Source organism: Desulfonatronum parangueonense (genome assembly GCF_054656975.1).
In genome coordinates, this window is record NZ_BAAHXH010000005.1 from 1 (window position 1) to 16,710 (window position 16,710).

General features: G+C 49.5%; 13 protein-coding genes. 1 reads left to right on the forward strand and 12 read right to left on the reverse strand.

What is annotated here, in order from left to right; translation table 11 throughout:
* Both ACYQ15_RS21735 and ACYQ15_RS21740 read right to left on the reverse strand, forming a co-directional pair.
* The coding region (locus ACYQ15_RS21735) for a UvrD-helicase domain-containing protein (protein ID WP_459939666.1) at nt 1–3,107 on the reverse strand (3,107 nt) is incomplete at its 3' end.
* Nucleotides 3,104–5,809: a PD-(D/E)XK nuclease family protein gene (locus ACYQ15_RS21740; RefSeq protein ID WP_459935576.1), complete on the reverse strand. Its 2,706-nt coding sequence runs from the start codon at nt 5,807–5,809 to the stop codon at nt 3,104–3,106. The genes ACYQ15_RS21735 and ACYQ15_RS21740, both read right to left, overlap by 4 nt.
* 300 nt (nt 5,810–6,109) lie before the next feature.
* Between ACYQ15_RS21740 and ACYQ15_RS21745 the strand changes: the two genes are divergently transcribed.
* On the forward strand, nt 6,110–6,481 hold the full coding sequence (locus ACYQ15_RS21745; RefSeq protein ID WP_459939667.1) for a hypothetical protein: 372 nt from the start codon (nt 6,110–6,112) through the stop codon (nt 6,479–6,481).
* A 128-nt stretch (nt 6,482–6,609) separates the two neighbouring features.
* Here ACYQ15_RS21745 and ACYQ15_RS21750 read toward each other — a convergent pair whose 3' ends face one another.
* The 10 genes from ACYQ15_RS21750 to ACYQ15_RS21795 all read right to left on the reverse strand — a co-directional run bounded on the left by ACYQ15_RS21750 (nt 6,610) and on the right by ACYQ15_RS21795 (nt 16,702).
* Nucleotides 6,610–6,966, reverse strand: coding sequence for a toxin-antitoxin system TumE family protein (locus tag ACYQ15_RS21750; protein WP_459935521.1), 357 nt, complete (start codon nt 6,964–6,966; stop codon nt 6,610–6,612).
* On the reverse strand, nt 6,967–7,299 hold the full coding sequence (locus ACYQ15_RS21755; RefSeq protein ID WP_459935520.1) for a hypothetical protein: 333 nt from the start codon (nt 7,297–7,299) through the stop codon (nt 6,967–6,969). It abuts the gene before it with no gap.
* Nucleotides 7,300–7,414: 115 nt separating this feature from the next.
* On the reverse strand, nt 7,415–7,567 hold the full coding sequence (locus ACYQ15_RS21760) for a hypothetical protein (protein ID WP_459935519.1): 153 nt from the start codon (nt 7,565–7,567) through the stop codon (nt 7,415–7,417).
* Nucleotides 7,568–8,121: 554 nt separating this feature from the next.
* Nucleotides 8,122–8,964, reverse strand: coding sequence for a CAP domain-containing protein (locus ACYQ15_RS21765; protein WP_459935518.1), 843 nt, complete (start codon nt 8,962–8,964; stop codon nt 8,122–8,124).
* Nucleotides 8,965–9,394: 430 nt separating this feature from the next.
* Entirely contained in the window at nt 9,395–9,766 is a 372-nt protein-coding gene (locus ACYQ15_RS21770) for a hypothetical protein (protein WP_459935517.1), read from the reverse strand.
* Between the two features lie 33 nt (nt 9,767–9,799).
* Nucleotides 9,800–10,894 (reverse strand): endonuclease NucS domain-containing protein, encoded by a 1,095-nt coding sequence (locus tag ACYQ15_RS21775; protein ID WP_459935516.1) that lies wholly within the window; start codon nt 10,892–10,894, stop codon nt 9,800–9,802.
* 188 nt (nt 10,895–11,082) lie between these two features.
* Nucleotides 11,083–13,101: a DEAD/DEAH box helicase gene (locus ACYQ15_RS21780; protein WP_459935515.1), complete on the reverse strand. Its 2,019-nt coding sequence runs from the start codon at nt 13,099–13,101 to the stop codon at nt 11,083–11,085.
* The gene (locus tag ACYQ15_RS21785; RefSeq protein WP_459935514.1) at nt 13,076–14,539 is read right to left on the reverse strand and encodes a BREX system ATP-binding domain-containing protein; all 1,464 of its coding nucleotides are present in this window, start codon (nt 14,537–14,539) and stop codon (nt 13,076–13,078) included. The genes ACYQ15_RS21780 and ACYQ15_RS21785 overlap by 26 nt, the downstream gene beginning before the upstream one ends.
* Nucleotides 14,536–15,825 (reverse strand): BREX system ATP-binding domain-containing protein, encoded by a 1,290-nt coding sequence (locus ACYQ15_RS21790; protein ID WP_459935513.1) that lies wholly within the window; start codon nt 15,823–15,825, stop codon nt 14,536–14,538. The genes ACYQ15_RS21785 and ACYQ15_RS21790 overlap by 4 nt, the downstream gene beginning before the upstream one ends.
* Before the next feature lie 13 nt (nt 15,826–15,838).
* The gene (locus tag ACYQ15_RS21795; RefSeq protein ID WP_459935512.1) at nt 15,839–16,702 is read right to left on the reverse strand and encodes a hypothetical protein; all 864 of its coding nucleotides are present in this window, start codon (nt 16,700–16,702) and stop codon (nt 15,839–15,841) included.
* Between the last annotated feature and the right edge of the window lie 8 nt (nt 16,703–16,710).

Consider the following 16,710-nt stretch of genomic DNA (forward strand, 5'->3'; position numbering starts at 1 on the left):
ATCATGGGCAGATGCACCAGCAAAGCCAGTGGCTTTTTGCCAAGGGCCTTTTCCAGACAATCCGCGTAGAGGTTCAGTTGCGGCACGAAGGCGGCGCAGTGTTGCCGCACCGTGTCCAGCTTGCCCAGGTAGGTCTTGTGGTCCACGATCACGTACCCGTCCGGGGTTTGCCAGACCAAGTCGATCCACCCGGAGGCAGTCTGGTTGCCGGAACCCGATTGCACTTTCAGATGCATGGGGTGCTCCCTGAGCGCTTCGCCCTGTCCGAATCTGCTTGTCAGGTGGGCAATGAGCCTTTCGCTGGCAGCGACAATATCTTCCGGCGCTATCCCGACCACGTTCCAGCGTTTGCAAATCTCACTGGCCTTGGCTCTGCGGGTTTCCGCGTCTTGGGCGGGATTGTCCTGAGCCAGAAAACCATGAATTGCCTCGCCCATGGCGTTGACGTCCGGTTCGCCTGCAACCGGGATGCGGAGGCCGAATCGTTCCGGTGCATGAACCAGAGCCTGATCCTCGTCCGCCGGAGCAGCGGCGCTTGGGCTGAACCTGGCCGGGGGATGCTGGGGAAGGGGCTTGGGAAACGGCTCGGCTCCAAAGCATGCGTCCTGCCGGTCTTGCGCAGGTCCGGTCAGAGGCGCAATACTCTTGAAGGTAGCCGGAAACTCCTGGTTGGGGCAACGAATGGACCTCTTCTGTTCGTCAGAGCAATCCAGGATGAGATTGCCCTCACTGTCCTTGAGGATATCCAGCCAGGCCGTATTGCTCTTGCCGTCCCGGATCGCCAATGCCAGATAGTCCCTGGCCCTGGTCATGCCCACGTACATCAGTCTGGCCTCCTCGGCCCAGAATTCGTTCTGAGCCTGGATCGATTCCGCGCATCCTTCCACCCGCTGATCCAGGCCGACATTCTTGCTTTGCTTGCCGTAGGGCCAGGGCCAGTACCTGATCCAACGCCCATCCAGGGGAGCGAGCGGGTCAAAGCCTTGCTCGTTGGGCGTCACGCTGACATTGAACGGATTGACTTCCCGCGACCAGTTCAGTTCAGCCAAAACCACAAATGGCCACTCCAATCCTTTGGATTTGTGATAGGTGATCACGTTCACCGCATGTTCGTCCACGCCTTGGCCTTGAAGATCCAGAGGACTCTTTTTCACCTCAAGAACGAGGTAGGTCACCAGGCCCGCGGCAGTGGCCGGGGTGCGCCTGGCCATGCAGATGTCTTCATACCCCTTGGCCAGTCCACGCAGAGCGTCCAGATTGGCCAGCCGGACCTCGACCCTTCCCCAACGGCAAGCAATGGTTTCCGCCCTGGATGCCGAAATGGCCAAGTCCAGCGTTTCCCAGGGAGTCAACTTCGGGAGCATTTGCCGCAGATCATTCAGGTCCGAGACCGGGGAACACTCTTTCCAGAAGTTCTCCTCTGTCAGCCAGCGGTTCAGCCAGTCCTGCTCACCGCTGAAGTGCAGCAACTCGGCAACGGCCAGGGTGTCTCTGGGGTCTACCAGATAACGCAGTGCTGCCATGGCATAAATTGCTTCCGGCGTATCCAGAAGCCCCCAGCGCTTGGTGGCAGCGCGGACACCCAGCCGCTCCAGTGCGTTCGCCACTTCCAGACAGACGTCGTTCTTGCGGCAGAGCACGGCAATGTCCCCACCGCGCAAGGGTCGCAAGGTCTTGGTCGACGGGTCCTCGACAATGTATTGCTCCGGCTCGGCCAATAGCGCCGCCACGCCTGATGCGATACAAGCATAGTCATGATCCAGCTTCTTGCTGTCCAGATTCCAGACTTCCAGGGCCGGCGCCTGTTCAGGATTCGCCGCACGCACCGGGTTCAGGCGGACCCGGTCCGCTGAAAAACCCTTGGCTTCGAAGGCCGGGAAAAAAACATGATTCGTGAACTCCACAAGAGCCGGACGGGAGCGCCAGTTTTCCTCGAGTATGAGCGGACGTCCGGCATCCAGGAGCTTTTTCACGGCAGCGTCCATGAGCAGGGGGTCCGTGCCTCGAAAACCGTAGACGGCCTGTTTCTGGTCCCCGACCCAAACGGACCGGTCCACGCACTGCGCCAGCTTCAGGAACACGGCAAGCTCGATGGGGCTGGTGTCCTGGAATTCATCCACGAAAACGATGTCCAGGAATTCAGCCAGTCGCTTGCGCACTTCCTGATCATCCAGAAGTTGATAAGTCAGGGATTCCTGATCCACATAGTCGATCAGCCCTTCGCTGCGCTTGTAATCGGCAAAGGCCTGCATGGCCTCGCCGGCACAGGCGAAGATTGCCCTGATGTATTGTTCCAGATCCCGGTGCAGCCTGGGGTGGCATTCGTGCATGGAGGCGGCCTGAATGACGGGCGCGACAGTGCTTTCGCCGGCCTTGGCCGGCTTGAGCTTGGAGAGTTTGGCCCAGTCCCACCAGGTCAGCCGGCCTTTGGCATTGATCCTGGCTTGGACTGCCTTCAGGAAGTCCAATACGCCTTTGGTCGTTTTCGTGGCATCGCATCCGCTCTCGAGTTGCGTCACGCACGTAGCCACGCAGCGATGCAACTCATCATCGAGTTGTGTCTCCTGATTGTCGCCAAGCGGCTCGGGCAAGACGTTCTTGAGCCCCTGCCAGGACCTGTCCGCGCAACTCGCCAGATCGGTCTCAGACAGTACATTGGCCCTGGCCTGGGTGATCACGCTGCGCACGACCTTGGTCCAATCCTCCAGGCTCAGCCTTTCGGCCAGGGGCGTCAGAATGACGGCATGCCGTTCCAGGACAGGGTCAGCAGCGGCCTTGAATACGGACATTTCGTCGTCCTCCGGGATCAGTTCCTGATCCGGACTCAATCCTGCTTCAAAGGCGAAATCCCGCAGTAGCCTGCCGCAAACGGAATTGACCGTGCCCACATAGCCGTCCAGAACGCCTTGAGCCGCTTCCCAGTTGCTGCCAAGCAGCAGCCGGCGGACCCGCTGAGTGAGTTCGGAAGCGGCCTTCTTGGTGAATGTGGTGGCCAGAACCGCCTCGGGCCGGACATCGTTTTCAATGGCTTTTTGCAGTTCATGGGTCAGATGGTATGTCTTTCCAGACCCCGCGCTGGCGCTGACGATCTCGATGGCGCTGTTCATGCTTCCACCTCCCGGCGTGCGCCGCACAGGCTTGTGTAGCGGCAAAATGTGCAGGACTTGAGCTTCGGATCGGCGTCAGGCTCGGCTCCAGGAGCCAGGGCCTGACCATTTTCCAGTGTGGTCATGGCGGCACGGATCTGCGAAACAAGGGATGTCCAGACATCGGACAAGGGTGGTCCTTCAACCGCTGTCTGACCCGGAAAGCAGGTGGTGTCCGAAGTCAGCAATTCCGCCTGGGACAGCATGTAGTATCCCGCGGGAAGCGGCTTGCCGGTCTCTCCGAGCAGCCAGGCATAGGCGGCAAGTTGCAGCGCCAGACCGGATTGGAGTTCCTCGCGTTTATACTTGCTGGTCTTGCTCCACTTCAGGTCAAGAATGACCTTCTCCCCATTGTCGTTCTTCAGGACCAGATCCAGAAAACCGCCGAACTCCGTGTTCAGCTCACTGCTGGCCTTGGTAACGAAAACTTCCGAACCTTCCACCGTCAGGCAGCACTGATCAAGCAGGCTGGCCAGGGCAGCTGCCGCATGGGAGATTTGTTCGCAGTTGCGCTGGCGCTCCACGGCCTGCCCGTCCTGGAGGAGCCCGGCGGCAATTTCCGGCAAAAGCTGTTCATAAATCAGTTCGGCTTGTTTGAGCGACAATGCCGGGTCGCACCGGCCTGTGGACTTGAAGAGGCGTTCAACCACCGCATGGGCCAGGATGCCTGTCAACTGCGCCTCCTTGGGCAGGGAAAGCAGCGCCCCCATTCTGATTTTGGCGGGATAGTTCAGCACCCACGCCAAAGGGCAGCCCAGCAGCATCTCCAGACTGGATGCGGATTCGCGTGCCCGAAAGCTGATCGTGTTCGCGGGGATGTCCCAGTCGGGTCTGGGCTGCGGCAGCGGCAGAGGAGCAAGCTTTCTCCTGCGGATCAATCTGGAGCCCGGCTCAAGGAAGTTCAAGCTTTCACGAGTGCGCAAGAGCCCGGCCTCCACGGTAATGATTCGTTCGTCCGCCTCTTCAGGAGCGACAGCCTGCTTGATCTCATCCCACAGAGGGTGCATGGCCGTCTTGTCCGCGGCCTCAGTCCGGTGCATGACCAGGATCAGTTGCTGTTCGGCCAAAATCACCGGGCGTCTCCAGGATCTGGCTTGCCGGAACCGTTGCTGGTTCATATCCTCGAGAAGCACCCCGGCGTCCGCCAAGGCCTTCTGCTCGGCCCGGGTCCAGATATGCGGGGCGCGGGACTGCGCCTGATCCAGGAACCGCCACCAGACGATGGTCTTTGCCGGCGACCAGACCTGGCCCGGATACTTCACGCTGCGCCACGAGGCTGCCTCGGCTTCCATGCCGGGAGTCGTCCCTGAGAATTGAAGCACTTCGTCAACCATGCGCTTCAGTTGGGGCCGGGTGATCTGTTCCAGGTTGGAGGCCTTGATGGCCTCATCCAGATTCATGGCCTGGCTCATGGCCGCGACCAGCAGCGGATCTCCCGAGTGTCCGCCCCTGGAGGCCGCCAAACGGGCCACTTCGGCGCAGATCCTTCGCGCTTCCTTGGCAGGCATGCCGGTTTGCGGATCATGACGCCGCCCGCCAAGCCAAAAATCCAGATTGGCCTGAAACTCCCGCATTTTCTTCGCGGCCTTGGCCGGGGCCAATTTTTCCTGCTCCAGGCGAGCTTGCATCTCTTCCAAGGCCGTTTCCCTGGCCTTGATCCACAGTTCGCCGCCGATTCCGGGGTGACTTTGCAGAGCTTGGATGAAATGCCGCCCGGCCCACCTTGGAACAGGCGAACTGGGCGATGTCAGGATTTCCAGAAGCAGTTGCGGATTTACCGGCAGCCAGGCGTTCTTGAGTGCCAGGAGCAGCACCTGCAACGCGGCCCGCCACCGGGACCCCGAGTCGCTGCCCAGGCGGGGCAGCCCCCTGGCATGCAAGGCCTCATCCAGCAGCCTGCTCCCCATGCCCTTGATAATCAGCACGTCCTTGTTGGCCTCACTGTCCGCCGCCAGCCACTCCGCCAGTGCCTCGGCGGCTTCCGCCTCGGTTTGTCCCGCAATGAGCAGCAGACTGCCGTCGCCGGCAACTGTTCCTCCCGTGCCGGAATTGGCATGAAAGGCCCGCTGCAAAGACCCCAGATCGCCGGGAGCATCCGGAAAATTTGGCTCCAGTACGGTACGGGCTACCCCGGCCAGGCTGAGGGACTGAAAAAGGTTTAGCCATGGCTCGGGCCATTCTTGCTCCGGTTCGGCCAGTGTCAGACTGCTGATGCCGAGCTGTACTGCCGTGGCTCCGAAAAGGGCCGCCTCAATGCTCTTCAATCGTTCGCCAAGTCCAGGAGCAAGCTCCGGCTGGCCCAGGCTTTCAACATCCGCCAGATCCGCGAGGCGACCGGACATTCCGTGAATGGGCCTCCCGTTCCACCCGCCAAAGACGAGAGCATCCCGCCAACCCAGCAGTTCATTGGCCGTGGCCCAGGCATCCGTTTCAAAGGATCTGGAGTAGAACCGCTGCCCGTTGTCCGCCACCCGGAGTCGAGCCAGATACTGGCCGATGCGCACTGCGGGGTGAACCGAAGGACCTTTCAGCCCGAGCCTGATTTCCAGGATCGAAAGCAACCCCGTCGGACCGACGACAACTTTTTCGACCACTGCCTCACTGTCTTCCAGCGCGTCAGGATACGAGCCTGTGTCAAAGCCATGGCCAAGGACAATTTGCATCAACGCCTCCAGGCAAGGGTTTATAGATGTCCGGAATGATCAAATAACTGTTTGATGTATCTTTCCTCAAGAAAAGTCCAACAAAGATTTCGCCATACAATTCCGTTTTTGGAATACTATTCATCATCCTGCAACCATTGGACAAAAAAATATTGCCGTTGTTCCATTTTCTGGAACAGCATGGGTCTATGGTTTTCATATGCCGTCAATAAAGACCGTGGCATTTTCAACTGTACGTCTGGAAGCCGTAATCGGATGAGGCAATACCACAAACAGATCTTCATAACCCTGGAGGATGTTATGCGAAATGCCACGATTATTATGATCTCTTTCTTGATGCTGACCGGCTGCGCAACCTACCGCCCCATCGTGGACATGCAGGGAGTCAACTCGGCTCAGTATGAAGCGGACCTGCGGGATTGCCAGAACTATGCGAGACAGGTTTCACCGGCGACATCTACAGTAGTCGGCGGCGCTATCGGTGCCGGAGCCGGTGCTCTGCTTGGACTTGTTGTCGGATCATATTTTGGACGTGCAGGGGAGTTCGCCGGAATGGGGGCGGCTGTTGGCGGGACGTCAGGTGGCATGACCGGGGCCGCGGAAGGAGCGAAAAGTCAGATGGAGATTATTCGGCGGTGTATGGCGGGGAGGGGGTATCGGGTGTTGCAGTAGGTACGCAGGCTGAACAATCCACCCCTTCCGGTTTTGTCCGCGATTGACATGGGATAACAAGATGTGAGGCTGAATGTTCCTTGCCTCCAGCTTTGCTGAATTACGATCACTCATTATGACGACAGGTTTCAAGTATTCAAAATTGAACTGCCAATAACTTGCATCACATCTTCCAGGCATTTTTCGTTAGAAGGCTGTAAGATATTTTGCTTCTCAACATGTCGATGATGTGGATACGTTTCAAATTGCTTGTGATGCGGGGCATTGTCCCAACCGATATTGAGCTTGTTCTCCGCTGTCAGCCAATAGTAGCTATACCGTAGCAGGCGATCACCATTCCATTGTTCAGCGACGCGAAGATTACTACCGTCCTTGAAGTACAGAATCAATCTCAAGGTTTCGTCATCTAATTCAATAGGGACAATGCGCTGAACAATCTGCTCGAACTTTTCCTCAATTTCGAGCAGCCGGATGGAAGCCTGCATCTACCTGTAGACTCCAAGTTCAGCGATTTTTTGTAATGCACAGACCTGTTTTTTGACCTTGCCAATGACGTCAGTCCAATGGCTCCACATCACATAATCTTCGTGCATCTCATAATCAGCATCGTCAGGCAGACCTTTGCCCTCGATTTCAGACAGTGTCGTCTTGTACTTGTCTTGAAAAAAATGAACCTTGCTTTCTGCGAGAAAAAGCCGTTTGTTGAGCTCGGAAAACCGGACGGCTACCCCGTGACTGATTACAGCGGCCCTTTCTTCCGGTGGGAGGGCTTGGAAGGTGTTTTCTAAGGTTTTTCCGATTTCTGGTGAATAGTTCATGGCGCACCCAAGGAGAGATTTGATTGTTCGAATGGGCAATGACAACGAGAATGCACTGCCACGACATGTTGATTCAAGAATTAGAATGTCTGACACTCTTCGTCAACTCGTCTTTTCAATTCGTGGCGTTCCAGGGTGTCACTACTTCCCGGCCACATGCCCCGTAATGCTCCATCCTTTCTGCCGCCAGCAACGCCTCCCATTGCCGAAGATAACCGGTGCGCCGGGTGTCCTTGAAAAGCCCGTCCGCTTCAAGAACTTGCGTCAAGCGAGCTAATTCGTTTCCATCAGGAAACTCTTTTGTTTCCGGATGTTGAAACTACCGGTTTTCAATTCGAAAACGAGCAGTTTTTTGTTTTGGCAAGGAAGTAAGCAATTATGAGGAGGCGTATATCAATACGTTGACGAATAATTGTGAAGACTGACGCAGCCAAAAGGAAGGGCCGTTTCCGGATAAAAACTAATTCCTCCCGCCGCGGGTCGTCCAGGGGCAGGAGGAGTTCCTTGGTAGGGAAGCGGGGATTGAGCTGGCGAATGGAGTCGTGGAGGGTGAATGCGTCTGCCGGCGACATCAACCATAGTCGGCGGCGCTATCGGTGCCGGAGCCAGCGCTTTGCTCGGACTTGTTGTTAGGTCATATTTTGGACGTGCAGGGAAATTCGCCGGAATGAGAGCTGCTGTTGGCGGGACGTCAGGTGGAATGACGGGGGCGGCGGAGGGAGCGAAAAGCCAGATGGAGATTATTCGGCGGTGTATGGTGGGGAGGGGATATCGGGTTTTGCAATAGGCTGTTCAAGCACTAAGTTATTATATTATAGACATTTATCTTGAAACAAAATTGTCAGTTTGCATGCATAAGTTGTATTCATTGATTTTTTTATTGTAGGAATGAATAACGAGTTTTAGGCTTTCTTGCATGCCGTTTGCTTGTGATACAAGGTTATTGTATGTATTAACTTGCCTATTGTAATCATTAATCATTCTGTTTCTTGTGTTGTTGTTCTGTTCGCGATTTATTTGAGCTTGCAGTCGTTCAATTTCACTTTTTTGATTATTGACTCTTCTCCAAATATCATCATTTTTTCTTTGCATTTCTTGGAGTAGGGCTTTGTCGGCTTCACTCGGGCGGGAGCAATCAGGCATTGGACTGGCAAATAGCTGGACGCCATAGTACACGGAAGGGCGGCCAAGTGAGGCTGCCTTATCTTTGATGATGGCGACCCCGATTTCTTTGATATTTGGGTTAACGATGTTCGCTCTATGACCAGGGCTGTTTATCCAGCCGTCAACAATGTGTCGATTGGATTGCCAGTTTCCCATGGCAATATTTTCAGCATATGTAATGAATTGGTAATTAGCCTGCTTGATCGCCTCTCCAGGTCCTTCCCCAGTAGTGGGGTTGACGTGAGCGTAATACCTGTTGTTGATCATATCGTTTGCTCTGTATTCAGCAGCATGCGTCAACTGAAAATTTTCTCGAAGTGGGGTGAGCCCCAAGGATATTCTGTACTCATTGGTGAGCTTTATAATATCAGACGCATTCATCTTTTCGGAAAAGAGTCCAGGAGGTTTATGGAATGTCCTCTGGTGATTCGGAATGTATTCTGGATATTTCCAGAAGAAAAGGGCGGCAAGAAATGATAGAAAAAAAATAAATCGTAACATATTTTTTCAGTAAAAAATCGTTGTACTTATTTCTCTCGATGATATCATGGAGCGTAACTCAAGACGTTTCACCGCATTCCGGACAGACAAAACCCCAGGATTCATTGGCCGTGCGTCCCGGAAGCGTGAGAATATCACTTCCATAGGTGCGATCTTCCCAGCCACTTACTGTCATCGGCATCGATATGTTTGCCTGGGAGCATTACGGCATATCGATGTCCGTTTCTGCACATGCGGGTAGCCCATATTGTCTTGCATTCCTGGCAATCACAATGGAAGCAATCATTTGCGCGTGGCTTGAAATCGTTCACAGGGGCCGCGGTTGTGCCGCAAGCGGGGCATTTCAGTAAAGAGTCTGCCTTTGGGATCGCTTGAATAAAATCATCCCTAAGCCTTTCGAATGCCTCCAGTCGTTGCCTCGCCGAGACCTTTACATGGAGAGCAGCTTTCTTCTGTTTGGCCAACGAACCCGTTTTGCCCTTGCGAACTGCCTCGCGTCGTCTCCTCTGCATTGTTCAATTTGAATACGTATTTTTGGATTTTTCTCCCGAATTGCGTCAACTGTCTCGGTGATGGCGCGCTGTCCTCGGGAATTCGCATGTTCATCAGACTGCATGTGCAAGAGGACAATATCATGGATCTGATTGAGATAAGGAGACTCTTCATCAAACAAAACGGTCATGGTTGGACCTGGAACAGACTTTCCTTCCACAAGCCGAAAATCACCCGTCGAAATATTTTGTTCAAACGGATCATTGTTCACAGCAACCCAGGATATGAGCACCTTGTTAGAGTTTTTCATTGAAACTTTTGTTTCGATCAAAAATCGTGACAATTACATAGTGTTGTTTTTATTATCTGGCGTCATGAGATGAAATTCCACCTGGTAAAGCCGCAACTGAATGTTATTTGTTATGGTCAATGCATATTTCAACGCTTTATCTGCCTCTCTGCAGATTATCATCCCGCACACCTCCTCGCCATTTATCGCGAGATGTTTTTTGACCCATCCCATGTAGCGCATGAGCTGGCCAACGGTCTGATCACTGGTTTGGTTGCGCTTGAGTTCGATAACCAAGAAACGGGCTTGGTTGCGATGTTTGGCGAGGATGTCGATTCGGCCGACATCACAGGGGTACTCATATCCGGCTTCATCGTCTCCAGGTTCCTGGTATATCATCCAATCCCGGCCCAGTTCGATATGTTCCCAGTTGTCGCGTAAGAACTCGTGAAGGTGTCGCTCCAATCCAAAACTCGGTGCAGAGCATATTCCTGAAGAGACAGGCAGATCGTTAGCCACTTCAGGGGGCAACGCTCCTTCCGCTTGCTGATCCATATGCCACCACAAGGCATCCAGGGTCCAAAGATCGGTTTGAAGCGCGTCGCGAAGCTGCAGCAAAACTTGATTTACCTTGATATACCTGCTTCCGAAGGATTCCCCGCGCTCAAAGCCAGGCCAGATGCCCAAGTGTTTCAAGTGTGCTTCTGATCTGTTGTTCCATACGCCATAGCGTTCCGGAAAAACGACGAGGAGTATTGCGGTGGCCACGTTTTTTCCCATGCCGGAAACCATACTCGTTGCCCTGTTCAGTCGTTCTTCGACGGGCGATGATTCATCCACAAGCCACGCAAGCGCCTCGCGAAGCTTGCCCATGTCAGCGCACATGCGGGTTCCCTGGCGGTGAAGGCCGCTCCAGTGGCGGTTGTTGTCGAACAGGAGAAAACTTTGATACTCTTCAGGAGTGATCGTCGAAACGTTCTCTTTGGAAAACGTGGGCTGGAATCTTGCCAGTACACGCTCCTTGGGCTCGACGATATCCTTGTAGGTGTCTGAGTTCTTGATACCGGCCAGCGCCTCACGGAGCTGACCGATAATGTCTCCGGGGATTGTCCGTAACATAAATTTGCTCCTTGTCTGAAGTGTTCCCAACTGTAACCCTCAACCCGTTGGCGCAATGGTTTCCTCCATCAGGATCATCAGAGTAATCGAGGTCGTTTGTGAATTGAGAGAAAAGAATCAAATGCCGACTCCAAAAGGTTTAAGCACATCCTGAATTTAAAAAAATGGGTTCTTGAAAATGATGAAATTTCAAAGGCAAGAAAACAAGCGCTTGGATCTCAATTTATATTGTCTGCAACAATGCAGTTCTCGCATTCATCAAGCCAAGTTAAAAAACCATGCATCGGAACTGAGTTCAACGTTTCGGCTCTCTGGAGATCTTTTCCGAGTTTGGTGAAAAAATTCGTTGGTTGACGAAACTGAGCTGCGATATCAAGTGAGATTGATCCTGATCGTGATATTTCTTCAGTGAATTTTTTTATTTCTTTGGGTTGAATGATTACATCAATCGGCCATTCTGAAAGTCCGTAATCATCTGAGTTTAAGGTTAACCCTGGCAGCATTAATCTTAAATAAAACTTGAGCAGATTGTTATATCCGGTACCACCCCAGGTATATAGCTTGGTTTTTTTGATTTTCCATATATTGGGTGTTTCATTATGAAGTTCTGCGACAGCCCACACTAACCTTCTCGAAAATCCCTGTTTTCCACGTGATGATGGTAGCCGAGCTAAGGAATAATCTTTTACTCCGGATGAAGGTTTCTCTACAAAAATATCACCATTTGGCGACTCAACAAGTTTTTTGATATTTCCAGCGACAAATACACTTCCTTTGGTATAACCATAACCTTCAAAATTGGCGACAGTATCGCCAGATGTCGCGTCAGTGACCATCCGGCCTTTTGTGCCAACAATAGTTGAATGGATTTGTCTTTTATCACCGATGTCTATAAGATCATCATTAGGTATCAATGCGCCGCCGATGTCACGCAATGCTCCAGTTTCAAGCATGTCTTCGATAATGGACTCAAGGTCGTCGCCGCCAGTACGCTTTGCGATTGATTTCCTGGTGACAGGATGTCCGTGTCGAATTCCATGCCAGCAATGGCTCAAAACCTGCTGAAAACAGACAGAAGGCCTCACATATTCATGCACATCGTCAAGTATTCCTTTTGATGCACAATGTAACAGTGCTCTGTAAACAAATTCTTCTTGTTCATCTTCGCACAAACATATCACACGACAAGAACCCGTACGTCTGTTCCCGCGGCCAATTCGCTGTAAGAACGAACCAATATTCGATGGTGGATTTATAAGTCCCACAGCATCGATATCTCCAATATCAATCCCAATTTCCAGGGTGGAGGTAGCAACACAAATGCCAAACTTGTTTGTCCTCATAGATTCTTCAACACGTTCTCGCTCAAGTGCTGAAAGAATGCCGATATGCATATATACAGGATACTTATCAAACAGAAGTTTATGAATTGAAGCAGAAAATTGATGCGTGGAGTTTCTTGTATTGCCAAAAATAAGAAGTTTATTGATATCCGTTGTGTCTATCCATTCTTTCAATAAAAGTGGCTTGCTTGTCGTGTTGTTAGAGTTAAGAAATGTTGCATTGATATTTCTTGGATCTCCTACGGAAATAAATGTGAAATCATCATTGATCCATTTTTTTCCCATATTGCTAATATCATCCACGGTGGCGCTCATGCCAATAATCTGCATCACATCTCTTGGATCTGAAGGTTTAATGGAAAAACCTTGTATCCTTTTTATGACATGTCTTAATTGTTGACCTCGCGCTGTTCCATGTAGCAAATGAATTTCATCAATGACAAAAGCGCGTACGCAAGCAATTTTTTCTGGTCTCATCAAGCTTAGCGAGTCAAGAGCTTCCGGGGTACACAACAAGATGAAGACACCATCCGGTTTGCCAAAATCATGACGATCTCCGGTATATCGAGCAACAAGACCAATTGTCTGTTGGCAAAAATATTCCTGTAATCGATGATAAAGATCGTTAACCAGGGCCTTCGTTGGAGCAATATATATGACACCAAGTTCAGTTCGCCCGAAAGATATATGTCGTTGATACAAAGGGGCGACGGCAGCTTCGGTTTTTCCTGATGCAGTTGGGCCAGTTAATAAGACAGATTTGCCCTGGACTATTTGTGGCATTGATTCTGCCTGGATCGTTCTTGGAATGCGTTGGTTAAAAAAAACAGGCCAAGAATCCGGCATCATGCGAGTGAGTCTGACCAGTTCAGTTTTGTTCCCAGGGCAGGACATTTCCGATGACCTCATTGCTGACATTACCTATTTTTTCCAAAAGATCATGGGGAGAACAAACGGCTCTTGCCATAATCATAGCCGGAACGAGAGCCGCAATTTTAATCCAAATTCTCAATATTTTTTTATCTATCGGTGCTGAATCAAAACGATCACGCAACAAGGCAGCGATGCTTTTTACAATTGTAATATCTTCAAGAAGGTGGGCATTTAAACTGTAAAATTGATGATAACGGATTAAAAAATTATTTATCCATTGATAATAATCTGTTGCAGATGGAGGTGATAATATGTGCTTATCTTCTTCATTGTGTAAGAAAATGCATTGATCGCGTAAAGAATTATCAGGAACTGTCAGTGCGTCGCCTGGTGTGAGACCTACAAAAAGTGCAAAATGAGGGCCTTGATCCCAATATTCTGGAAACTCATGCCCGAAGTCATTCGGTACAGGTTCAGGCAGTTGTGTGTTCGGCATGTGCGCACTTCTGCTTAATATATCAAAGAAGTTGTTTGCACGAGTTCGCCTCATAGGGGTGAAACCACGAACATGTTCAGCTTCATCAAGAATGAGAGCGAGACCTTTATACCCCAGTGCTTTGCAGATCTCATTGATAACAATTAAGTGATGACAGTATATGTCACTGGTTTCCTTAATGAGTGGCATCAATGGCAATAAATGAGGCTTTTTTCCTGAATTCTTGACCATTTTTCGGACGTCGCCAATGTTTACTTTTTGACCAGCAAGCCAATAAGCTAATCGGAGATAATCAGGATCTTCATTATGTGGATAGTGCAAAATTGTCGGTAGTGCGTTTTTGAACCAAGGGGAGGCTTTAATTTGTGGCAAGTGTTGAACAATATCCCAATTAGAACGAATTTCTTTGATCAATCCTAAAAAACCTTCGCTTTTTGTTCCGTCATCTTTTTTGGGAAAGCATAGATTGGACATCAAAGATCTATATACCAAAACTGGTTTAGCTGGATCAGCCGCTTTAGGGTCAAATTCCGTAAAGGCGGTAACCCAACCTGAACGGAGAGCAACAGATTTTATAACGTGCAAAAAGTGAGATTTGCCAGTGCCGTAATCTCCAAAAATTACTTTGCATAGGCCATTTTTTGATATGTTTTCTAGCCATGATTCAATCAACGATGTTTGATTGCTCCCATCGATTGAAAAGTTAATGAGTTCATTTTCATCTGGCGGAACAACTCCAAGGTTCACTGCCTCAAATGCTTTTCGAAAAGTGTTTTTTCCGTTATTACCCTGCGATGATATTGTGATAGGTGACGATAGCGAAATAAGAATATTTAAATCTTTATGTTCTACATCAATTTTTTCTCCGAAAAAATTTACGGTAATGATTTCTCCGAGCACATTTATCACCTTGCCATGTCCAAACTCAGGATGTTCAACATTAATCCCTTTGACAATCTTCATGCGTTCTCCTCGTTATGTGACGCATCAATATTTTGAACAAACTTTACCGCTTCTGGGTAGGCAATTGACCGCTGATTTTGGATTTGATTAACTAAAAATTTGCAATAACAGGAAACAAATGCTCTTGGTGGTACCTTTTCAATGTAATGCATTACCTCTTTTTGAGCATTTATGATCTGAATCATGTTTTCATGCTGTAAATTTTTATCAAATTCAAAATTGTCTGACTTTTCAAAAAGCTCCATAAGATTTGCACCGATTTTTGTGGTGACATCACTGGTATATAAAACATCCAGATTTATAAGCGGAGTGATGGGCATTCCAATACTGAATGGCGTGGAACCTATCCTGTCTTTCAAGGCGCGGTAACTTGATATGACTTCACTTCTAAAATCCGGCGTTGCTGCATAAAGAAACATGATGCCTGCAAATTCACCTTCAGCTGTATCATTTATCATGCTCAACATGTTTTCAATGGCTTGCTTCTGCTTGACGCTTCCTCTACGAAAGGAAGCTGTCCTTGTCCCTTCATCAAAAGCAATTAAAAATCCTCTGTAAGCCATTTCTGTCCGTAAAAAATGAATCACTGTCTTCAGCCTCGCAAAGGCATTCTCTTCTTTTGCTGGTTCGGTAAGGCCGAGCTCTTTCAGACCTCTTGAAGAAATTTTGGTTCCACGTACCCAACTTATAAGTTCGTCATCCAGAATGGTTTTATTTGCTCCGCATTCCAAATCTAAAAGTCTTTTGCCCAAGGCTTGGAGGCCTATGAACATTTGAGGATCTCTAACACCTATTGCAGGAGAGATGAATGTGCGTTTGATCTGCGATATTATCGGGCTTGGCACTTCTTGGTTTTTTTCGAGACCAACTTCACGAAGTTTTTGTTGAACCCATCTTTGCAGCAACACCTCGATTCCTTTTAGGGGCTGGTTCTCCCCAAGTTTCCGTGGTGCAAGAAAAGAGGACATTATTTGTTGAAAAATCGCTAATTGAGAACTAAATGGACACTCGTTTCCTATGGTAACAACCGAAGTTACGATGTCATTGTTTTGTGCTCTGTTGCACAAACTCAAGATAAACTGTGTTTTTCCTAGTCCATAATCACCTTCAATATATTTGAAGCATGAAAGTCCTTCTGCCAAGTCCTCTTTAAAATACTGATCTTCCAGAATATCAAGTACTTTTTCAGTACCAGCATTGATTAAATAGGATGAGATACCTGGTGCGACGGGTGCGTTTAAAAGTTGATTTTTTAAATACTTTGCGTCTTTTTTTGAAATATCCATATTGGATCTCCTTCTACTTTTTAATCATGTATATCATTGGCCTTGTTAGTGTACCTTCATTATCTTCAGGAAAATAAAATGCCTGTTTTGACTGATGAAGGGTCGCAGGAATGAAATTATATTTTTTACTCAAAGTATTTCTGGAGATGCTGTGCATGAGATTTGCGATGAATGTTGCATCAGGTCGGTCAGTAAAAAAAGATTTTTTTGGATTATTCCAAAATTTGTCATCCTGGCCAGCTACCTTGAACATTCTTGCGACATCCCTGATTAAAACTTGTTCTGAACTTTCCGAAAAGTGTCTCGCCATGGCCCAACTGAGGTCTATTCGATTGTTAAAGACTTCTACTGGTAAAATAATTTCCTCGATAAACCTCTCTGCTCTTGCATGAGCCTCCTTCAGATATCCTAGATCTGGAGGGATTTTGGAAACAATTGGATAATGTTTCGTCAGAGACCAAGCCCAGTCCATCCCTCCATTTGATGGAATTAAAACAAAGCGGCCCGCAAAGAAATGATTATTTTTTTGGCCGGTTGGAACATCAAGCGATTTCAATGCCTGGACCGAAAACCTGCGTATTCCCTCTTGACTGCGAAAATGAGCAAGCTCTTCCTTCAGTTTATTTTTTATATCGGCAATTTCATTGGCAACGCTGTCAGGCAAGGCGTTTTCATCTTGGGAATCAAAAGTAGATATCTCCTGCATTCTTTCAATGGGTGCGGGAGGAAGGTCGAGTCCTTTAGCTCTTGTTTTTCCGTGGCCGAGAATTCGATATATTTTTATTTGGCTGCTTCCTTTGGAAGACTCAATAAGCTTCTTTTCATCGGCATATTTTTTAAATTCGGGGAAAAGAGGCTCCCTACTTAATTCATTCATTGAATTCT